Origin of the sequence: Streptomyces sp. GbtcB6 (assembly GCF_019091475.1) — a bacterium.
Lineage (GTDB): Bacteria > Actinomycetota > Actinomycetes > Streptomycetales > Streptomycetaceae > Streptomyces > Streptomyces hyaluromycini.
This window is the reverse complement of record NZ_JAGXJL010000002.1, coordinates 407,461-431,496: the sequence shown is the minus strand read 5'-3', so window position 1 is coordinate 431,496 and position 24,036 is coordinate 407,461. Positions and strand designations below refer to the sequence as shown.

General features: G+C 73.7%; 1 protein-coding gene. It reads left to right on the top strand.

Features of this window, described 5'->3' with window-relative positions:
* Positions 1-57: 57 nt before the first annotated feature.
* Positions 58-24,036: a non-ribosomal peptide synthase/polyketide synthase gene (locus tag KVT45_RS04760; RefSeq protein WP_217545191.1), complete on the top strand. Its 23,979-nt coding sequence runs from the start codon at positions 58-60 to the stop codon at positions 24,034-24,036.

Below are 24,036 nucleotides of genomic sequence, written 5' to 3'. Positions count from 1 at the left end.
CGGCGCGGTCCTGCGTGCCCCGCCACCACGCCTGCCCACACCTTCGGAGGTCCCCCCATGTCCCGTCGCGATGGTGACGCCCTTCCCCTGACAGCGGCCCAGCGCGAGATCTGGCTCGCCGAGCAGCGCTCCCGGACGCCGATTCCCGGCTACCGCGTCGGCGAGTGCCTGGAGATCCACGGGCCGGTGGACCGAGAGCTGTTCGAGACCGCGCTGCGCCGGGTGGTCGACGAGGTCGACGCCCTGCACGTGACCTTCGTCGACGACGGCGAGGGCCCGCGCCAGGTCCTGCGGGAGAGCTGGGACTGGGCTCCGGCCCACCTCGACCTCAGCGGTGAGACCGACCCCCGGGCGGCGGCCGTGGCATGGATGGAGCGGGATCTGCTGCGTCCGCTGGACCTCGCCCGTGACCCGCTGTTCGGCCACGCGCTGATCAAGGCCTCGCCGACGGAGTACCTCTGGTACCTGAACTACCACCACGTGGTGCTGGACGCGATCAGCAGCTCCATGCTCCGGCAGCGGGTCGGCGATGTGTACTCGGCACTGGCCGAGGGCGGCGCTGTGCCGCCCTGCCCGTTCGGCTCGCTGCGGGACCTGGTCGACAGCGACGCCGCCTACCGCGCCTCCACGGACTTCGCCGCCGACCGCGCCTACTGGACCGAGCGCTTCGCCGACCTGCCCGCCCCGACCCGGCTCACCGACACCTCCGCGACCGACCCGCACCGCGCCCTGCGGCTGGCCGAGGAGCGGGAACTGCGCCGCCCGGACGCCCTGCGGGCAGCGGCGGGACGGTCCGGCGTCCGGTGGTCCCGGCTGGTGGTCGCGGCGACGGCGCTCTATGCCCACCGGCTGACCGGAAACCAGGACGTGGTGCTCGCCCTGCCCGTCACCGCCCGTCGGGGCGCCGACCGCGACCTGACGGCGGTGCCGGGCACGACGTCCAACGTGGTGCCGCTGCGGCTGACGGTCCGGCCGGACACGCCGTGGCGCGAACTCGTCGCCCAGGCGGCGCGGGAGGTCGAGACGGCCGTCGCGCACGAGCGCTACCGCAGCGAGGACCTGCTGCGGGACCTCGGCGCCCCCGGCAGCATCGGGACGGCGTTCCCGCTGATCGTCAACATCATGGCCTTCAACTCCAGGCCGAGCTTCGCCGGACACCCGGCCTCCGTGCACCACTTCGTGTCCGGGTCGACCACAGACCTCGCCGTCTGGGTCTTCGACTACCGGGACGGCAACCCGCCGCTGCTCCGGCTGCACGGCTCGCCGGAGGCGTACGGTCCCGACGACCTCGCCGGCCACCAGCAGCGGCTGCTCGCGCTGCTGGACACCCTCGCGGACTGCGACCAGGACGAGCCGGTGGGCCGGATCGAACTGCTCACCGCCGAGGAGCGCCGCGAGCTGGCGGAGCTCGGCTCCGGACCGGTGGCGCAGGCCCCGGCCACGAGCCTGCCGGAGCTGTTCCGGGAGCACGTCCGGGCGACTCCGGACCTGGTCGCGCTGGTGTGCGGCGACGTCTCGCTGACGTACGCGGAACTGAACGCGCGGGCCAACCGGCTGGCGCACGCCCTGATCGCGCGGGGAGCGGGCCCGGAGCGGCTGGTGGCGGTGGCCCTGCCGCGATCGGCGGAGCTGGTGGTGGCGATCCTCGCGGTGCTGAAGACCGGGGCGGCGTACGTACCGGTCGACCCCGAGTACCCGGCCGCCCGGATCGCGTACCTGCTCGACGACGCCCGGCCGGCCCTGCTGGTCACGGACTCCCGCAGCGAGGGGCGGCTGCCCGAGGCCGGGCCCGTCGACCGGCTGGTGCTCGACAACCCGGAGACGGCCGCCCTGGTGACCGACTGCCCGGCGGCCGACCCGATGGTGGCCGTCGACCCGGGCCTCCCGGCGTACGTCATCTACACCTCCGGTTCCACCGGCAGGCCCAAGGGCGTGCTGCCGACCCACGGCGGCCTGCTCGACCTGCTCACCGACCTCCGGCAGGTGCACTTCGCGCCGCTACTGAAGGAGCGGCAGCGGCTGCGGGTGGCGCTGACCACCTCGGTGTCCTTCGACGCCTCCTGGAACCAGCTGTCCGCCCTGTTCGGAGGCCACGAGCTGCACGTCCTGGAGCACGCGACCTTCACCGACCCCGACGCCCTCGTCGACTACGCGGCGCGCTGCGGACTGGACTACCTCGAAGCCACCCCATCCTACCTCCAAGTGCTCGTCTCCCACGGGTTGTTGAGCGACCCGCAGCGCCGCCCGGCACTGGTCGGGGCAGGCGGCGAGGCCGTCCCGGAGCGGCTGTGGGAGCAGCTGCGGGCGGCGGAGGACGTGTCCTGCCTCAACCTCTACGGACCGTCCGAATGCACCGTCAACTCGGTGGTCGCGCCGCTGGAGTCGAGCCCGCGCCCGGTGATCGGCCGGCCGGTCACCAACACCCGGCTGTACGTGCTCGACGGTGCCCTGCGGCCGTTGCCGACCGGTGCGGCGGGTGAGCTGTACATCGCGGGCGCGGGACTGGCCCGGGGCTACCTGAACCGGCCGGGGCTGACCGCCGGGCGGTTCGTCGCGGACCCGTTCGGTCCGAACGGGTCGCGGATGTACCGCACCGGGGACCTGGTGCGCTGGGACGCGGCCGGGAACCTGGAGTTCCTCGGCCGCACCGACGACCAGGTCAAGATCCGCGGCTTCCGGGTCGAGCTCGGCGAGATCGAGGCCGTTCTCGCCGAGCACCCACAGGTCGCCCGGGCCGCCGTGACGGTGCGCACCGAGGAGGAATCCCGGCTGGTCGCCTACGCGGTGCCCGAGCCCGGCGCCACCGTGACCGGCACCGCCCTGCGCGACCACCTGCGGGACCGGCTGCCCCGGCAGCTCGTGCCGGCCGCGTACGTGCTGCTGGACGCGCTGCCGACGACCCCGAACGGCAAGCTCGACCGGCGGGCCCTCCCGGCGCCCGAGCGACAGTCCGCCGCGCCCGGCCGCGCACCGCGCACCGCGACCGAGCACCTGCTCGTCGGGTTGTTCGCCGAGGTGCTCGGGGTGGCCGAGCCCGGCCTCGACGACAGCTTCTTCGACCTCGGCGGACACTCCCTGCTGGCCACCCGGCTGGTCGCCAAGGCCCGCTCGATCCTCGGCGTGGAGCTGCGGCTCGGCGACCTCTTCGACGCGCCGACGCCGGCGGAACTGGCGGCGGCCGTGGACGTCGCGGGCCGGGCGCGTCCGGCGCTGGGGCGGCGCGAGCGGCCGGAGACCGTCCCGCTGTCCTTCGCGCAGCGCCGGTTGTGGTTCCTGCACCGCATGGAGGGCCCGAGCGCCACCTACAACATCCCGCTGACCCTACGGCTGTCCGGGGGCCTGGACCGGCGGGCCCTGGAAGCCGCCCTGGCGGACGTCGCCGAGCGGCACGAGAGCCTGCGCACCGTCTTCCCGACGGTCGACGACGAGCCCTGCCAGCGGGTGCTGGACCCGGAGGAGGCCCGGCCGCGGCTGCGGGTGACCGAGCTCGGCGAACGAGAACTGCCGGAGCAGCTGGCGCAGGCGGCCCGGTACGGCTTCGACCTCGCCGAGGAACCGCCGCTGCACGCCGAACTCTTCCAGCTGGCGGACGAGGAGCACGTACTGCTGCTGGTGGTGCACCACATCGCCGGCGACGGCTGGTCGATGGGGCCGCTCTCGCGAGACCTCACGGCCGCCTACGCGGCCCGCGCCGAGGGCGCGAAGCCGGAGTGGTCACCGCTGCCGGTCCAGTACGCCGACTACGCCCTCTGGCAGCGGGAGCTGCTCGGCGACGGCTCGGACCAGGACAGCCTGCTGAACAGCCAACTTGCCTACTGGCGCGCACAGTTGGCTGACCTTCCGGAGCAGGTGGAGCTGCCGTTCGACCGGCCCCGGCCGGCCGCGATGTCCTACCGGGGCGCCCACCTGTCGGTGCGGATCGACGCCGAGCTGCACCAGGGCCTGCGGACGCTCGCCCGGGACGGCGCGGCGAGCCTCTTCATGGTGCTCCAGGCCGGGCTGGCCGCCCTGCTGGGCAAGCTCGGCGCGGGCACCGACGTACCCGTAGGCACGCCGATCGCCGGACGTACCGACGAGGCCGCGGACGACCTGGTCGGCTTCTTCGTCAACACCCTGGTGCTGCGCACCGACCTCTCCGGCGACCCGTCCTTCACCGAACTGCTGGGCAGGGTACGGGCCGACGCGCTGTCCGCGTACGCGCACCAGGACGTGCCTTTCGAGCACCTGGTGGAGGCGCTGAACCCGGCCCGGTCGCTGGCGCACCACCCGCTGTTCCAGACCATGCTCGCGTTGCAGAACGCGCCCCTCGGCACGTTCGACCTGCCCCGGCTGCGGGTGGCGACCGGCCTGGTCCACACCGGGACGGCCAAGTGCGACCTGACCTTCATCCTGGCCGAACAGCCAGGTGAGGACGGCCTGTCGGGCGTGGTGGAGTACAGCACCGACCTGTTCGACGAGGCCACCGTGACCGGGATCGTCGAGCGGTGGCTGCGGCTGCTGCGCGCCGTCGTCGCCGACCCCGGCCGGCGGATCGGCCAGGTGGACGTGCTGTCCGCCGACGAGCTCCGCGCGCTGCTCCCGGCGCGTACCGACCGGAGCGAGGGGCCGTCGGAGAGCAGCCTGACCGCGCTGTTCGAGCGGCAGGCACGGGCGACCCCGGCCGCCGTCGCCCTCACGGACGGCGAAGTAACCCTGACATACGGCGAGTTGAATGCCTGCGCGAACCGGCTCGCGCACGCCCTGATCGAGCGTGGGGTGGGCCCGGAGCAGCGCGTGGCGCTGGCGCTGCCGCGTTCGGCGGAGCAGGTCGTGGCGGTGCTCGCCGTGCTGAAGGCGGGCGGCGCCTACCTGCCGGTGGACCCGCAGTACCCGGCCGCCCGGATCGCCTACCTGCTCCAGGACGCCCGGCCCGCGCTCCTCGTGACCACGAGCCGGACCGGCGACCTGCCGGGCGCCGACCCGGTGGACCGGCTGCTGCTGGACACCGCCGACCTGGACGGGCTGCCGGACACGGACCCGGAGGCCCCCCTCGACCCCGGCCACGCCGCCTACGTCATCTACACCTCCGGCTCCACCGGCAACCCCAAGGGTGTGGTGGTCACGCACCGGAACGTGGTGCGGCTGTTCGGCACCACCGAGAAGCTGTTCGGCTTCTCCGCCGACGACGTCTGGACGCTCTTCCACTCCTACGCCTTCGACTTCTCGGTGTGGGAGCTGTGGGGGCCGCTGCTGCACGGCGGCCGTCTGGTGGTCGTGGACCACGAGACCAGCCGCTCGCCCGGCCGCTTCCTGGAGCTCCTCGCCCGCGAACGGGTGACCGTGCTCAACCAGACGCCGTCCGCGTTCTTCCAGCTGATGCAGGCGGACGCCGAGCACCCGCGCGAACTCGCCCTGCGGACCGTCGTGTTCGGCGGCGAGGCGCTGGAGCACGCCCGGCTGGCGAACTGGTACGAGCGGCACCCGGCCGACGCGCCGCGGCTGGTCAACATGTACGGCATCACCGAGACCACGGTGCACGTCACGTACGCGGCGCTCGACCGGGCCGGAACCGCCGCCGGCGACATCGGTGCGGCCATCCCGGACCTGCGGACGTATGTGCTGGACGCCCACCTGCGGCCGGTGGCCCCGGGCGTACCCGGTGAGCTGTACGTCGCGGGCGCCGGCCTGGCGCGCGGCTACCTGAACCGGCCCGGCCTGACCGCCGGGCGCTTCGTGGCCGACCCGTTCGGACCGCCGGGATCGCGGATGTACCGCAGCGGCGACGTGGTGCGCCGCGCGGCGGACGGAGGCCTGCGCTACGTCGGCCGGGCCGACCAGCAGGTGAAGGTGCGCGGCTTCCGGATCGAACTCGGCGAGATCGAGGCGGCGCTGGCCGCGCACCCCGGCGTCGCCCAGGTCGCCGTCCTGGCCCGGCAGGAGCGGGCCGACGACACCCGGCTGGTCGCATACCTGGTGCCGGCCGCGGATACCGCGGCGAGTTCGGCCGAACTGCGCGCGCACCTGCGGGAGCGGCTGCCGGAGTACATGGTGCCGTCGGCGTTCGTCGTGCTGGACGCGCTGCCGCTGACCGCCAACGGCAAGCTGGACCACCGGGCCCTGCCCGCCCCCGACCTCGCCCCGGCGGCCACCGCCCGCGCGCCGCGCACCCCGCAGGAGCAGGTCCTCTGCGAGCTGTTCGCCGAGGTCCTGGGCGTGGCGTCGGCCGGTGTAGAGGACGGCTTCTTCGACCTGGGCGGGCACTCGCTGCTGGCCACCCGCCTGGCCGCCCGGATCCGCGCGACGCTCGGCGTGGAAATGCCGCTGCGCACCCTGTTCGAGGCGCCGACCCCGGCCGGCCTGGCCGCCGCCCTGGTGGCGGCCGGACCGGCGCAGACGGCCCTGGCACGGCGCGAACGCACCGAGGCGATCCCGCTGTCGTTCGCGCAACGGCGGCTGTGGTTCCTGCACCAGCTGGAGGGCGCCGGCGCGAACTACCACATCTCGCTGGCCTGGCGGCTGTCCGGGGATCTGGACCGGCGGGCCCTGGAGGCCGCCGTGGCGGACGTGGTGGCCCGGCACGAGAGCCTGCGCACGGTCTTCCCGGCGGTCGACGGCGTGCCGTACCAGCAGGTGCTGGATGTCGAGGCAGCCCGCCCGCGGCTGCTCGTCAGCCGGACCACCGAGTCCGAGCTGCCGAACGCCATGGCGGAAGCGAAGGCCCGTCGGTTCGACCTGGCGGTCGATGTGCCACTGCGTGCCGGGCTGTTCGAGCTGGCGGCGGACGAGCACGTGTTCCAGGTGGTGCTCCACCACATCGCGGGCGACGGCTGGTCGTTGAGCCCGCTCGCACAGGGCCTGACCACCGCCTACGCGGCGCGCTGCCGCGGCGCGGAGCCGCAGTGGGAGGAACTGCCGGTCCAGTACGCCGACTACACCCTGTGGCAGCACGAGCTGCTCGGCGACGCGGCCGACGGGGACAGCCTGTTCGCCCGCCAGGCGGCCTACTGGACCCGGCAGCTGGCCGATCTGCCCGAGCAGCTCCAGCTGCCCGGTGACCGGCCCCGCCCGGCGGTCGCCTCGCACCGGGGCGGTTCCGTGCGTGCCGGGCTGGACGCCGAGCTGCACCGCGGGCTGCGCGAGCTCGCCCGCGTCCACGGCACCAGTCTGTTCATGGTGCTTCAGGCCGGTCTTGCGGTGCTGCTGAGCAAGCTCGGCGCGGGCGACGACATCCCGGTCGGCAGCCCGGTCGCGGGCCGGACCGACCAGGCGCAGGACGAGCTGGTCGGCTACTTCGTCAACACCCTGGTGTTCCGTACCGACACCTCGGGCGATCCGACGTTCGCCGAACTGCTGGGCCGGGTCCGGGAGACCGCGCTGGCCGGGTACGCGCACCAGGACCTGCCGTTCGAGTACCTGGTCGAGGCCCTCAACCCGGTCCGGTCGCTGGCGCACCACCCGCTGTTCCAGGTCATGCTGGTCCTGCAGAACGCACCCCGCGCCGACTTCGCGCCGCCCGGGCTGCGCGTCGGCGACATGCCGTCGACGTCGACCACCGCCAAGCTCGACCTGATCTTCACCATGTCCGAGCGGCACGCGCAGGACGGCTCCCCGGAGGGGATCGAAGGGTCCGTCGAGTACACCGGCGACCTGTACGACCCGGCCACCGTCGAGACGATGATCGAGCGGTGGGAGCGGCTGCTCCGCGCCGTGGTCGCCGACCCGCAGCGGAGGCTCAGCCGGTTCGGCCTGCTCACCGCCGAGGAGCACGGTGGGTTGACGGCGCTGGGTACCGGCCCGGCGGCCCAGGCCTGCACCGAGAGCCTGCCGGAGCTCTTCCGGGCTCAGGTGCGCGCGACTCCGGACGCCGTCGCGCTGGTGGGGCCGGAAGCATCGCTGACCTACGCGGAGTTGGACGCGCGGGCGAGCCGGCTGGCGCATGCGCTGATCGCGCGGGGCGCGGGGCCGGAGCGGCTGGTGGCAGTGGCGCTGCCGAGGTCGGCCGAGCTGGTGGTGGCCATCCTCGCGGTGCTGAAGACCGGCGCCGCGTACGTTCCGGTCGATCCGGAGTACCCGGCCGCACGGATCGAATACATGCTCGACGATGCTCGGCCGGTCCTGGCGGTGACCGACTCCCGAACCCGGGGTCGGCTGCCGGACGGTCCGGCCGGGTGGCTGGTGGTCGACGACTCGGAGACGGCCGTGCTGGTGGCGGGCTGCCCGGCGACGGACCCCGCGGTGGCCATCGATCCGGGCCACCCCGTCTACGTCATCTACACCTCCGGTTCCACCGGCAAGCCCAAGGGCGTGGTGGCGACGCACGGCGGCCTGTCCAACCTGTTCGCCAACCAGCGTCCGCTGATCTTCCGGACGGGGGAGCGGGTGCGGGTGGGGCTGACCACGTCCGTGTCGTTCGACGCCTCCTGCGACCAGATGTTCGCCCTGTACGCCGGCCACGAGCTGCACGTCCTGGACGAGGCGACCTGGACCGACCCGGACGCCTACCTCGAGTATGCGGCGCGGGCCGGGCTGGACACGCTCGGCGGCACCCCGTCCTACCTGCAAGTCCTTGTCGATCACGGGCTGTTGGACAACCCGCGGTGGCGTCCGTCGTGGGTCGGGCTGGGCGGGGAGACCGTTCCGGAGCGACTGTGGGAACGGTTGCGGGCGGCCGACGGGGTGTTCGCCCTGAACTACTACGGGCCGGCCGAGTGCACGGTGGACTCGACCTTCGCACCGCTGGAGTCGAGCCCGCGCCAAGTGATCGGCCGGCCGCTCGGGGGTGTCCGGTTGCACGTGCTCGACGCCGCGTTGCAGCCGGTGCCCGAGGGTGTGCCGGGTGAGCTGTACATCGCCGGTGCCGGGCTGGCGCGCGGTTACCTGAACCGGCCGGGCCTGACCGCGGGACGGTTCGTTGCGGACCCGTTCGGTCCCAGCGGTTCGCGGATGTACCGCACCGGTGACCTGGTGCGGTGGGGATCGGCCGAGAACCTGGAGTTCCTCGGCCGCACCGACGACCAGGTCAAGATCCGGGGCTTCCGGATCGAACTCGGCGAGATCGAGGCGGCGTTGGCGGAACACCCGCAGGTCGCGCAGGCCGCCGTGATCGTCCGGCAGGACCAGGCAGGGGACACCCGCCTGGTCGCCTACCCGGTGCCCGCCACCGGGGCGGAACTCCGACCGGAGGACCTGCGGGCGCACCTGCGCGGGCGGCTGCCCGACTACATGGTGCCGGCCGCGTTCGTCTCCCTCGACGTCCTGCCGCTGAACGCCAGCGGCAAGCTGGACCGGCGCGCCCTGCCCGAGCCCGAGTACGCGGCGTCGCGGGTCGGCCGGGCCCCGCACACTCCTCAGGAACAGGTCCTGGCCGAGCTGTTCGCCGAGGTATTGGGTCTGCCTCAGGTCGGTGTCGACGACGACTTCTTCGACCTCGGCGGGCACTCCCTGCTGGCCACCCGGTTGGTGGCCCGGGTCCGTGCGGCCCTGGGCGTGGAACTGGCGCTGCGCACCCTGTTCCAGACCCCGACGGTGGCCGGGCTGGCCTCCGGGCTCGGCGGCGCGGACCGGGCCCGGCTCGCCCTGGGGCGGGCGGAGCGGCCCGAGCTGGTGCCGCTGTCGTCCGCGCAGCGGAGGCTGTGGTTCCTGCGCCAGCTGGAGGGTGCCGACTCGGTCTACAACATGCCGCTCGCGTGGCGGCTCTCTGGACCACTGGACCTGGCGGCCCTGGAGGCGGCGCTGGGCGACGTCGTCGACCGGCACGAAACCCTGCGCACGGTCTTCCCGGCCGCGGACGGCGTGCCCTACCAGCAGGTGCTGGCCACCGGAGAGGCGCGTCCGAGGCTGTCGGTCACCAGGGCCGACGAGACGGACCTGCCGGAACTGCTGGCGGGGGCCGCAGCGCGCGGATTCGACCTCGCGGCCGAACCGCCGCTGCGCGCCGAGGTGTTCGAGGTCTCGGCGGACGAGCACGTGCTGCTCCTGGTGATGCACCACATCGCCGGTGACGGCTGGTCGCTGGGCCCGCTGGCCGCCGACCTGGCCACCGCGTACGGGGCACGCCGCCAGGGTGAGGAGCCGCAGTGGGCGCCACCGCCCGTGCAGTACGCCGACTACACCCTGTGGCAGCAGGAGCTGCTCGGTGACCCGGCCGACCAGGACAGCCTGTTCGCCCGCCAGCAGGCCTACTGGACCGAGCAGTTGGCAGACCTGCCGGAGCAGATCCGGCTTCCCGCCGACCGCCCTCGCCCCGCGACCCCCTCCTACTCCGGCGGCCACCTCGCGATCGAACTGGACGCCGAACTGCACGCCGGGCTGGTCCGGCTGGGCCGGGAGCACGGCGCCAGCGTGTACATGGTGTTGCAGGCCGCCCTGGCATCGCTGCTGGACAAGCTCGGCGCGGGAACGGACATCCCGGTCGGCAGCCTGATCGCGGGCCGGACCGACGAGGCCCTGGACGACCTCGTCGGATTCTTCGTCAACACCCTGGTGCTGCGGACCGACACCTCGGGCGACCCGACCTTCGCCGATCTCCTTGGCCGGGTCCGCGAGGGCGCGCTGGCCGCGTACGCACACCAGGACCTGCCGTTCGAGCACGTCGTCGAGGCCCTCAACCCGTCCCGGTCGCTCGCCCGTCAGCCGCTGTTCCAGGTGCTGCTCGCGCTGCAGAACGTGCCCCGCACCGAGTTCGCGCTGGACGGTCTGGCCGCCGGGATCGTCCTGGTGCGGACGCCGACGGCGATGTTCGACCTCGGCTTCCACCTGCTGGAGCGCGGCGGCACCGGCGGGCCGGCCGAGGGCATCATCGGGCGGGTCGAGTACAGCACCGACCTCTTCGACCCCGCCACGGTGGAGGCACTGGTCGCCCGGTGGCTGCGCCTGCTGGCGTCGGTGGTCGCCGAGCCGGACCGGCCGTTGAGCCGGATCGACGTCCTCACCGCCGAGGAACGGCACGAGCTGCTGGTCGCGCGCAACGACACCGCCTGCCCGGCTCCCGATGCCGGCCTGCCCGCTCTGTTCGAGGCGCAGGTCCGGGCGACCCCAGAGGCTCCGGCGGTGGTGTTCGAGGACACCGTGCTGACCTACCGGGAGCTGAACCGCAGCGCCAACCGCCTGGCGCACGCGCTGATCGCGCGCGGGGTGGGGCCGGAACAGGTCGTCGCCCTCCGACTGCCGCGCTCGGCCGAGCTGGTGGTCGCCATCCTCGCGGTGCTCAAGACGGGCGCGGCGTACCTGCCGGTCGACCCGGACTACCCGGCGGCCCGTATCGCGTACATGCTGGAGGACGCGCGGCCGGCCGTGGTGCTCGACGACCTCGCGGCCGTCACACCGGACGGGGACCTGCCGGAGCACGATCCGGCCGTCGCCGTGGACGCCCGGCATCCGGCCTACGTCATCTACACCTCTGGCTCCACCGGTCGGCCCAAGGCCGTGGTGATGCCCGCCGCCGGGCTGCTGAACCTGCTGGCGTGGCATCACCGGTCCGTCGGCGGCGAACCCGGCACGCGTACCGCGCAGTTCACCGCGATCAGCTTCGACGTCTCGGTGCAGGAGACGCTCTCCGCGCTGCTGTACGGCAAGACCCTCGTGGTGCCGACCGAGGAGCAGCGCCGCAGCGCCGAGCTGTTCGCCCGCTGGCTGGACCGGCACGGGGTCGAGGAGCTGTTCGCGCCCAACCTGGTGGTCGAGGCGCTGGCCGAGGCCGCCGAAGAGGCCGGGTTGGAACTGCCGAGCCTGCGGCTGGTCGCCCAGGCCGGTGAGGCGATGCGCCTCGGCGGTGCCGTGCGCCGATTCCAGGCCCGGCGGCCGGGCCGGGAGCTGCACAACCACTACGGCCCCGCCGAGACCCACGTGATCACCGCCTACCAACTGCCGGCCGACCCCGCCGACTGCCCGCTGCCGGTACCGATCGGCCGGCCGATCGCCAACTGCCAGGCATACGTGCTGGATTCGGCGCTGCGACCGGTCGCCCCCGGCGTGTTGGGCGAGCTGTACCTCGCCGGGGCGGGACTCGCCCGCGGCTACCTGAACCGGCCCGGGCTCACCGCCACGCGGTTCGTCGCCAACCCGTACGGTCCGGCCGGCGCGCTGATGTACCGCACCGGTGACCTGGTCCGCTGGCGCGCCTGGGGGCACCCCCGGCCGGAGGCTGGGGGAGGCGAGCTGGAGTTCGCGGGCCGGGTGGACCACCAGGTGAAGATCCGCGGGTTCCGGGTCGAGCCGGGCGAGATCGAGGCCGAGCTGGCCGCGTACCCGGGTGTCGCCCAGGTCGCGGTGCTCGCCCGGGAGGACCGACTCGTCGCGTACGTCGTCCCCGTGGCCCAGGCCGGGGCGACCGCGGCGGCGCTGGCGGCGTACCTGCGCGACCGGGTGCCGGACCACCTGGTGCCGTCGGCGTTCGTGCTGCTGGACGTGCTGCCGTTGACGCCGAACGGGAAGCTGGACCGGGCGGCGCTGCCCGCGCCCGAGCCGGTGGTCACGGCGACGGGCCGGGCGCCGCGTACGCCGCAGGAGCAGATCCTGTGCGAGTTGTTCGCCGAGGTGCTGGGCGTGCCGCGGGTCGGGGTCGACGACGGCTTCTTCGACCTGGGCGGGCACTCCCTGCTCGCCACCCGGCTGGTCTCGCGGGTCCGCGCGACCCTCGGGGTCGAGCTGGAACTGCGCAGCCTGTTCCGGGCGCCGACACCCGCCGGGCTCGCGGCCGGGCTGCACGACGCCGGCACCGCGCGGCAGGCCCTGGTTCCCCGGCCCCGCCGCGAACCGATGCCGCTGTCGTTCGCCCAGCGCCGGCTCTGGTTCCTCCAGCAGTTCGGGGCGCCGAGCGCCACCTACCACATGCCGCTCGCCCTGCGGCTGTCCGGCGACCTCGACCGGGCCGCGCTGAGCGCCGCGCTCGCGGACGTGGTGGCCCGGCACGAGACCCTGCGCACGGTCTTCCCGCACACCGCCGGAGTCCCGTACCAGCGGGTGCTGGACACCACCGAGGTCGCCGTCCCGCTGACCGTACGCGCGGCCGCCGGTGAGGCGGAGCTGCCCGCCCTGCTGCGCGAGGCGGCGGTACGGGCATTCGACCTGACCTCGGAAGTACCGCTGCGGGCTGAGCTGTTCGCGCTCGCGCCGGACGAGCACGTGCTGCTGCTGGTCATGCACCACATCGTCGGGGACGGCTGGTCCATGGGCCCGCTGGCCCGTGACCTGGCCACTGCCTACACCGCCCGGCAGGGTGGCGGGGCCCCGGCATGGCCGCCGCTGCCGGTGACGTACGGCGACTACACCCTGTGGCAGCACGAGATCCTCGGCGACGAGCGCGACGCGGACAGCGTGTTCGCCCGCCAGGTCACCTACTGGACCGAGGCCCTGACCGGGCTGCCGGAGCAGCTGCAGCTGCCTGCCGACCGGCCGCGCCCGGCCACCATGTCGTACGGCGGCGACCTGCTGGAACTCCGGATCGACGCCGAACTGCACGCGGCACTGGTGGAGTTGGCCCGAAGGTCGGGTGCCACCCTGTTCATGGTGCTGCAGGCCGCGCTCGCCGCGCTGTACACGCGGCTGGGCGCGGGCACGGACATCGCGATCGGGAGTCCGATCGCGGGGCGTACCGACGAGGCGCTGGACGATCTGGTCGGGTTCTTCATCAACACGCTGGTGCTGCGCACCGACACCAGCGGTGACCCGAGTTTCGCCGGGCTGCTGGAGCGGGTGCGGGAGACGGCGCTGTCGGCGTACGCGCACCAGGACGTGCCGTTCGAGCACCTGGTGGAGGCGCTGAACCCGTCCCGCTCGCTGTCCCACCACCCGCTCTACCAGACCGGGCTGGTCGTGCAGAACGCGCCGGGCGGTGACTTCGAACTGCCGGGCCTCCGGGTCTCCGGGGTGACCGTGCTCACCGGGACCGCGCGGCTCGACCTCACCTTCGGGTTCGCCGAGGAGCACGGGCCCGACGGCGCGCCGGCCGGGCTCAGCGGCGCGGTCGAGTACAGCACCGACCTGTTCGACCGCTCGACGGTCGAGGCCCTGGTCGCCCGGTGGGCCAGGCTGCTGGCCGCGGTCGCCGCCACGCCCGACCAGCCGATCGGCGGGATCGACCTGCTCTCCGCCGAGGAGCGCCGCGAGCTGCTGCCCGCCGTCGAGGGCGGGGCGGCCGGGGTGAGCCTGCCGGAGCTGTTCGCGGCGCAGGTGACGGCGACGCCGGACGCGGTCGCGCTCGTCTGCGGTGGTGCAGAGCTGACATACCGTCAACTCAATGCGGGGGCGAACCAGTTCGCGCACGCGCTGATCGCCCGGGGCGTCGGTCCGGAGCAGGCCGTGGCAGTGGCTTTGCCGCGGTCGGCGGAGTCGGTGGTGGCAGTCCTGGGTGTGCTGAAGGCCGGGGCCGCGTACCTGCCGGTGGATCCGGCGTACCCGGCGGCACGGATCGCGTTCATGCTGGACGACGCCCGGCCCACGGTGGTGATCGACGACCCGGCGACAGTGACCGAAGGAGACTGGCCGGACACCGACCCGCAGACCGCGCTCGACCCCCGGCACCCGGCCTACGTGATCTACACGTCGGGTTCGACCGGCCGGCCCAAGGGCGTCATGGTGAGCCACACCGGCGTGTCGGGCCTGGTGGCGGCGCAGGTCGACCGGCTCGGCGTGGCGCCGGGCAGCCGCGTTCTCCAGTTCGCCTCGCCCAGCTTCGACGCGTCCTTCTGGGACCTGTGCGGTGCCGTGCTCACCGGCGCCGCCCTCGTCCTGGCCCCGTCCGAGGCCCCGCTGGAGGCCCTGACGGACCGCCGGCTCGACGTCACCCACGTGACGCTTCCGCCCTCGGCGCTGGCCGCGCTGGAGAGCGCCGACCTCACGGCCACCACCCTGGTGGTGGCGGGTGAGGCCTGCACGCCGGAGCTGGTGGCCCGGTGGGCGCCGGGCCGGCGGATGATCAACGCGTACGGTCCGACGGAGACGACGGTGTGCGCGACCATGAGCGCCCCGCTGTCCCCTGGGCCCGGTGTACCGCCGATCGGCCGATCGGTCGCGGGCTTCCGGGTGTACGTCCTCGACGAGCGGTTGCGCATCGTGCCGCCGGGGGTGGCGGGGGAGTTGTACGTCGCCGGCTCCGGTCTGGCGCGCGGGTACCTGAACCGGCCCGCGCTGACGGCCGGGCGGTTCGTCGCCTGCCCGTTCGGCCCGGCGGGTGCGCGGATGTACCGCACCGGGGACGTGGTGCGCCGCCGGATCGACGGTGAGCTGGAGTACGTCGGCCGCGCCGACGACCAGGTGAAGGTGCGCGGCTTCCGCATCGAACTCGGCGAGGTCGAGGCGGCGCTGGCCGAGCACCCCGCGGTCGCCCGGGCCGCCGTCCTCGCCCAGGACGACCGGCTCGTCGGCTACGTGGCGGCGCGTCCCGACACGGTCGTACGTCCGGCTGAGCTGACGGCGTATCTGCGCGACCGTCTGCCCGACTATCTGGTGCCGTCGGCGTTCGTGCTGCTGGACGTGCTGCCGTTGACGCCGAACGGGAAGCTGGACCGGGCGGCGTTGCCCGCGCCGGAGCAGGTGGTCACGGCGACGGGCCGGGCGCCGCGTACGCCGCAGGAGCAGATCCTGTGCGAGTTGTTCGCCGAGGTGCTGGGCGTGCCGCGGGTCGGGGTCGACGACGGCTTCTTCGACCTGGGCGGGCACTCCCTGCTCGCGACCCGGCTGGCCGCGCGGGTGCGCTCGGTGCTCGGTGTGGAGCTGGGGCTGCGCGCGCTGTTCCTGGCGCCCACCGTGGCGGGCCTGGCCGAGGCGCTGGCCGGGGCCGGTCACGCCCGCCCGGCGCTGACCACGCGCGAGCGGCCGGAGGCGGTGCCGCTGTCCTTCGCCCAGCGCCGACTCTGGTTCCTGCACCGCATGGACGGCACCGCCGCGACCTACCACATCCCGCTGGCGCTTCGGCTGACCGGGACGCTCGACCATGCGGCGCTGGACGAGGCGCTCGCCGACGTGGTGGCCCGGCACGAGAGCCTGCGGACGGTCTTCCCGGAGGTCGACGGCGTACCCTGCCAGCTTGTCCTGGACCCGGCCGAGGCCCGGCCCCGGGCGCGGCTGACCGAGGTGTCGGAGGCCGAACTGTCCGAGCGGCTCGCCGAGTTCGCCCGACAGCCCTTCGACCTTGAGGCCGAAGCCCCCCTGCGGGCGGAGCTGTTCGCGCTCGCGCCGGACGAGCACGTGCTACTGCTGGTGATGCACCACATCGCCGGCGACGGCTGGTCCACCGGCCCGCTGGCACGTGACTTGGCCGAGGCGTACGCCGCCCGGTGCGAGGGCCGTGCGCCGCACTGGTCGGCCCTGTCGGTGCAGTACGCGGACTACACGCTGTGGCAGCGCGACCTGCTCGGCGACGCCGCCGACCCGGAGAGCCGGTTCGCCGAACAACTCGACTACTGGAAGGGTCAGTTGTCCGATCTGCCGGAGCTGCTCCAGCTGCCCGTCGACCGGCCGAGGCCGGCCGTCGCCGGCTGGCGCGGGGACCACGTCGGCCTGGAGCTGAGCCCCGAACTGCACGCGGCACTGGTGGAGTTGGCCCGAAGGTCGGGCGCGAGCCTGTTCATGGTGCTGCAGGCGGCGTTGGCGGCGCTGTACACGCGGCTCGGTGCGGGCACGGACATCGCGATCGGGAGTCCGATCGCGGGGCGTACCGACGAGGCGCTGGACGATCTGGTCGGGTTCTTCGTGAACACGCTGGTGCTGCGCACCGACACGAGCGGTGATCCGACGTTCGCCGAACTGCTGGAGCGGGTGCGGGAGACGGCGCTGTCGGCGTACGCGCACCAGGACGTGCCGTTCGAGCACCTGGTGGAGGCGCTGAACCCGTCCCGCTCGCTGTCCCACCACCCGCTGTTCCAGACCATCCTGGCCGTGCAGAACGCTCCGATGGGCCGGTTCTCCCTGCCCGGCCTGGACGTCGACACCTACGCGGTGGCCACCGGAACCGCCAAGTTCGACCTCGGTGTGAGCCTCGTCGAACAGTTGGGTCCGGACGGCAGCCCGGCGGGGATCGTCGGCGCGGTGGAGTACGCCACCGACCTGTTCGACCGCTCGACGGTCGCAGCGCTCGCCAGGCGCTGGACGCGCCTGTTGGAGGCGGTCACCGCCGACCCGGACCGGTCGATCGGACGGATCGAGCTCCTTGACCCCGACGAGCTACACCGTTTGCTGGAGCAGGGCAACGCGACCGCCCGGGAAGTGGCGGCCGTACCGGTGCCGCAGGCGTTCGCGGCGCAGGTGGCGGCGACACCGGACGCGGTCGCGCTGGTGTGTGGCGAGGCCGAGTTGACGTATCGGCAGCTGAACGCCCGGGCGAACCGGTTCGCGCATGCACTGATCGCCCGGGGCGTCGGCCCGGAGCAGACCGTGGCCGTGGCCCTGCCGCGCTCGGTGGAGTCCGTGGTGGCCGTCCTGGGCGTGCTGAAGGCCGGGGCCGCCTACCTGCCGGTGGATCCGGCGTACCCGCAGGCGCGGATCGCGTACATGCTGGCGGACGCCCGGCCGGCCCTGATGGTCGACGACCCGGCGCTGGTGACCGAGGTGTCCGCATGGCCGGAGACCGACCCCGTGGTCGCGCTCGACGTCCGGCATCCGGCCTACGTGATCTACACCTCGGGCTCGACCGGCCGCCCCAAGGGCGTCGTGGTCGGCCACGGCGGCGTCGCGAGCCTGGTCGCCGGACAGATCGAGCGCTTCGCGATCGAACCCGACAGCCGGGTGCTCCAGTTCGCCTCGCCCAGCTTCGACGCCTCGGTGTCGGAGATCTACACCGCCCTGCTGCGCGGCGCGGCCCTGGTGCTGCCCCCGACGGCGGACCCGGTCGCCGCGCTGACCGACCGGGACCTCGCGGTCACCCACGTGACCGTGCCCCCGTCCGTCCTCGCCGCCGTGCCGGAGGGCTCGGTGCAGGTGTCGACACTGGTGGTGGCGGGTGAGGCGTGCCCGCCGGAACTGGTGGACCGCTGGGCGCCGGGCCGGCGGATGATCAACGCGTACGGTCCGACGGAGACGACGGTGTGCGCGACCATGAGCGACCCGCTGTCCCCGGGAGCGGGCGTGCCGCCGATCGGCCGTCCGATCACGGGCGCCCGGGTGTACGTGCTGGACGAGCGGCTGCGGCCGGTGCCGACGGGCGTGGCGGGGGAGCTGTACGTCGCGGGCGCGGGACTGGCGCGCGGCTACCTGAACCGGCCGGGTCTGACGGCCGGACGGTTCGTCGCCTGCCCGTTCGGGGCCGGTGAGCGCATGTACCGCACCGGAGACCTGGTGCGCTGGCGCCACGACGGCGAGCTGGAGTACGTCGGCCGTGCCGACGACCAGGTGAAGGTGCGCGGCTTCCGGGTCGAGCCGGGCGAGGTCGAGGCGGCGCTGGCCGAGCACCCCGCCGTCGCCCGGGCCGCCGTCCTCGCCCAGGACGACCGGCTCGTCGGCTACGTCGTCCCGCACCAGGACGAGGCCCGGGACAGTGGCCTGGAAGCGGACCACGTGGGCGAGTGGCAGGACGTCTACGACGCCCTGCCCATCACCCCCGAGGAAACCGGCTTCGGCCAGAACTTCGTCGGCTGGAACAGCAGTTACGACGCCAGCCCGATCCCTGTCGAGCAGATGCGGGAGTGGCGGGACGCCACCGTGGCCCGCGTCCTGGCCCTGCGCCCCCGCCGGGCGCTGGAGGTCGGCGTCGGCACCGGACTGCTGCTCTCGCAGATCGCACCGCACTGCGAGACCTACTGGGCGACGGACTTCTCCGCCACGGCGGTCGACGCGCTGACCGCGCAGGTCGCCCGGCAGGACGACCTGGCCGAGCGCGTCGTGCTGCAGACCCGCCCGGCGCACGACACCGACGGTCTGCCGGCCGGGTGGTTCGACACCATCGTGATCAACTCGGTTGTGCAGTACTTCCCGTCCGCCGACTACCTCGCCGACGTGATCGGGAAGCTGATGGGGCTGCTCGCCCCCGGCGGCACGCTCTTCGTCGGCGACGTCCGCAACCTGCGGCTGCTGCGCCCGCTGGCCACCGCGGTCCAGCTGCACCGCACCGGTGCCGACGGCGACCTCGCGGCGGTGCGCCGCGCGGTGGAGCAGGCCGTCAGGGTGGAGAAGGAACTCCTGATCGACCCGGACTTCTTCACCGTCCTGCGGGAGAACGGCACGGACATCGGCGCGGTGGCCGTGGAGGTCAAACGCGGCCGCCACCACAACGAACTGACCCGCTACCGCTACGACGTGACCTTGCACAAGGCCCCGGTTGTTCCGGCGGCCCCGGGCCGGACGGTCGACCTGGAGTGGGGACGCCGGCTCGCGGGACCGGCCGAGCTGCGCGAACTCCTCGCCCAGCCGCCCGCTGACGTGCTGCGGATCACCGGAGTGCCGAACCGCCGGGTGCTGCGCGAGGCCGCCCTTTCCCGGGCGGTGCAGAACGGCGACGGCTCGCTCGCCGAGCTGCTGGAGCGGCTGCACGCACCGGAGGCGAGCGAACTCCTTGACCCGGACGCGAGCGGACTCCCCGACCCGGAGGACTTCCGGGCCATCGGGCTGGAGTTCGATCGCTGGGTGGGCGTCACCTGGTCGGCCACCGTGGCCGACGCCTTGGACGTCGTCTTCGCCGACCCGCGGGCGCATCACGCCTCCCCGGTCGAGCCGTACCGGTCGGCCCGGACCGCCGGCACGCCGCTGTCGTCACTGACCAACCGCCCGACCGGCAGCCGGGGCACCGGCGCCCTCATCGGCGAACTCCGCGAATGGCTGCGCGGGCGACTGCCCGACTACCTGATCCCGTCAGCTTTCGTGGCGCTGGAGACGTTGCCGCTGACGGCCAGCGGCAAGCTCGACCGCCGCGCGCTGCCCGCGCCCGACCTCGGCCCGGCCGGAGCCGGGCGGGCGCCGCGCACCCCGCAGGAACAGCTCCTCGCCGAGCTGTTCGCCGAGGTGCTCGGCCTGGCCCAGGTCGGCGTCGAGGACAGCTTCTTCGACCTGGGCGGACACTCACTGCTGGCGACCCGCCTGGCCTCCCGCGTCCGGGCGACCCTCGGCGCGGAGCTCGAAGTCCGGACGCTGTTCGAGACGCCGACCGTGGCCGGACTGGCGGCCCGCCTCGACGGCTCCGGCACGGCGCGGCCCACGCTGACCGCCCAGCCGCGACCCGACCGCGTGGAGCTGTCCTTCGCCCAGCGCCGCCTGTGGTTCCTGCACCGGATGGACGGGCCGAGCGCCACCTACAACATGCCGCTCGCGCTGAGCCTGACCGGCGAACTCGACCGCCCGGCCCTGCACGCCGCGCTCGCGGACGTGATCGCCCGGCACGAGAGCCTGCGGACGGTCTTCCGCGAGACGGACGGCGTGCCGTACCAGGTCGTGTTGAGCGCTGCACAGGCGCACCCGGAGCTGCCGGTGGTCGAGCTCGACGAGAGCCGGCTGGCCGAGCGGCTGGCGCGGACGGCACGGCGAGGCTTCGACCTGGCGGCGGAGCCGCCGGTCCGGGCGGAGCTGTACGCGCTCGCGCCCGACCGGCACGTGCTGCTGGTCGTGGTCCACCACATCGCCGCCGACGGCTGGTCGATGGGGCCGCTCTCCGGCGACCTCGCGGCCGCCTACACGGCGCGCTGCCGTGGCGAGGAGCCGCAGTGGGCCCCGCTGCCGGTGCAGTACGCCGACTACACCTGCTGGCAACGCGACCTGCTCGGCGACACCGCCGACCCGGACAGCCTGTTCGCCCGGCAACTGGCCTACTGGAAGGATGAGTTGGCTGGCATTCCGCAGCAGGTGCAGCTGCCCGCCGACCGGCCCCGGCCGCCGGTGGCCTCCCAGCGGGGCAGCCGGGTCGTGGTCCGGCTGGACCCCGAACTGCACCAGGCACTGCGAGACCTGGCCGCCGCACGCGGCGCCAGCATGTTCATGGTGCTCCAGGCAGGCCTCGCCGCGCTGCTCACCCGGCTCGGTGCCGGTACGGACATCCCCGTAGGCAGCCCGATCGCCGGCCGTACCGACCAGGCGCTGGACGACCTCGTCGGCTTCTTCGTCAACACGCTGGTGCTGCGCACCGACACGAGCGGCGACCCCGGCTTCGCCGAACTGCTCGACCGGGTGCGGCAGAAGGCGCTCGCCGCCTACGACCACCAGGACGTGCCGTTCGAGTACCTGGTGGAGGTGGTCAACCCGGCCCGGTCGCTGTCGCACCACCCGCTGTTCCAGATCATGCTGGCCCTGCAGAACGCGCCGGTGGGCGAGTTCACGCTGCCGGGCCTGTCGACCGGCCACCTGGAGGCGTCGACCGGGACCTCGCGGGTCGACCTGACGTTCAGCCTGGCCGAGCAGTTCAACCCGGACGGCGGCCCCGGCGGCCTGGTCGGCGCGGTGGAGTACGCCACCGACCTGTTCGAACCGGCCACCGTGGAGCTGCTGTTCGAGCGCTGGGCGCGGCTGCTGCGCGCGGCGGTCACCGACCCCGGCCGGCCGATCAGCCGGATCGACATCATGTCGGGCGAGGAACGCCGCCGACTGCTGTCCGAGTCCACCGGCGCCGTGGTCGAGCTGCCCGAGGCCGCGCTGCCGGAGCTGTTCGCGCGCCAGGTGCGCGCCACCCCGGACGCGGTGGCCGTCGTGGCGGGCGCCACCGAGCTGACCTACCGGGAACTCGACCAGCGGTCCAACCGCCTCGCGCGGGCACTGATCCGCCAGGGCGTACGACCGGAGACACCGGTCGCGGTGCTGCTGGACCGCTCGGCGGACCTCGTCGTGGCGCTTCTGGCGATCATCAAGGCGGGCGGCGCCTATGCGCCCCTCGACTCGCGCTTCCCGCAGTCCCGGATCGACCTGATCCTCCAGGAGGCCGGGGCCGCGCTGGTGCTCAACGAGGCCGTGCTGACCGCGTTGATCGATGGCGAGCCCGACTCGTCCGGCATCGAAGTACGCTGCGACCAGCGGCAGTTGGCGTACGTGATGTACACCTCCGGATCGACCGGCCGGCCGAAGGGCGTGGCCGTCACCCACCGCGATGTGGTGGGCCTCGCGCTCACCCCCGAGTACCACGGCGGCGGACACGAGCGGGTGCTGATGCACTCCCCGACCGCCTTCGACCTCTCGACCTACGAGCTGTGGGTGCCGCTCCTCAACGGTGGCCGGGTGGTGGTCGCACCGCCCGAGCGGCTCGACCTCGACCTGCTGCAGCACACGATCAGCACGCAAGGGGTGACCGGACTGTGGCTGACGGCCGGCCTGTTCCGCCTGGTCGCCGAGGAGCGGCCGGCCCTGCTCGCGGGGGTGCGCGAGGTGTGGACCGGCGGTGACGTGGTCTCCCCGGCCGCCGTCGCCCGAGTGCTGGAAGTCTGCCCCGGCATCGAGGTGGTCAACGGCTACGGGCCCACCGAGGCCACGACCCTGGCCACCTGCCACCCGGTGCACAGCCTCCCCGAGAACGCCGCGACCGTGCCGATCGGCGGGCCGATGGCGAACATGCGTGCCTACGTTCTCGACGAACGTCTGCGGCCGGTGCCCACGGGCCTGGTCGGCGAGCTGTACCTCGCGGGGACGGGCGTGGCCCGCGGCTACCTCGGCCGACCCGGCCTGACGGCGGAGCGCTTCACCGCCGACCCGTACGGGCCGCCCGGTAGCCGGATGTACCGCACCGGCGACCTGGCGTGGTGGCCGGCCGAGGGCACCCTGGAGTTCGCCGGACGGACCGACCACCAGGTCAAGCTCCGCGGCCTCAGGATCGAGCCCGGCGAGATCGAGGCGATCCTCGCGAACTGCCCGGGCGTCGCCCAGGCGGCCGTCGTCGCCCGCGAGGACCGGCCCGGCGACAAGCGCCTTGTGGCCTACCTGGTGCCCGCCCCCGAGGGCGTGCCCGAGGCGGGCGAGCTCTCCGGGCGACTCCGCCGTGAACTGCCCGACTACATGGTGCCGTCGGCGTTCGTCACCCTGGACACGCTGCCGTTGACCGCCAACGGCAAGCTGGACCGGGCCGCCCTGCCCGCCCCCGAGTACGGGGCGCAGGGCACCGGACGCGGCCCCCGGACACCGCGGGAGCAGCTGCTGTGCGGCCTCTTCGCCGAGGTCCTCGGCCGGGAACAGGTGCACATCGACGACAACTTCTTCGACCTGGGCGGGCACTCGCTGCTGGCCGCCCGCCTGGCCTCCCGCGTCCGCGAGACCCTCGGCCTGGAGCTGGGCCTGCGCATGCTGTTCGAGGCACCGACCGTGGCCGGCCTCACCGAGCGCCTGGTCATGGACAACCCCGACGACGCCTTGGACGTGGTGCTGCCGCTGCGTTCGACCGGGACCAGTACGCCGCTGTTCTGCATCCACCCCGGCGGCGGCATCAGCTGGTCGTACAGCGGACTCCTGAACCACATCGGTCCCCAGCACCCGGTCTACGCGATCCAGGCACGCGGACTCGGCCGCCCCGAACCCCTGCCGACGTCCTTCGAGGAGATGGCGGCCGACTACGCCGACCAGATCCGCAAGATCCAGCCCGAGGGCCCGTACCTGCTGCTCGGCTGGTCCGCCGGCGGGCTGATCGCCCACGCGATCGCCTGCGAGCTGCAGGCGCGCGGCGAGCGGACCGCGCTCCTTGCCATCCTCGACGCCTACCCGGTGAAGGACGTGCAGTTCGAGGAGATGCCCGTGCCCACCGAGCGGGACGTGCTCGTCGGTGTGCTCGACGTCGACCCGGACGAGCTGGGCGACCGGGAGCTGACCTACAGCGAGGTCGCCGAGGTCCTGAACCGGCGGGGCAGCGCGCTGCAGGGCCTGACGGAGCAGCAGATCGAGGTCATCGTCCACATCATGATCAACAACGCGCAGCTGGCGGTCGACTTCGTCCCCGCCGGGTTCGACGGCGACCTGCTGCTGTTCAACTCGACGATCGACCGCGACGGGGACGACGCCGGGCCCGCGACCTGGCGCCCCTACATCGCGGGCCGGATCGAATCACACGAGATCACCACCCGGCACAACCGGATGACCGAAGCCGGCTCGCTGGCCCAGATCGGACCGATCCTGGCCGCCCGCCTGGCCGAGGCCACCCGTGACACCACCCTTTCCCACCAGGAGGACTGA

Coding starts and splice junctions, on each gene's coding strand:
- KVT45_RS04760 (WP_217545191.1), top strand. CDS start 58: ATGTCCCGTCGCGATGGTGACGCCCTTCCCCTGACAGCGGCCCAGCGC.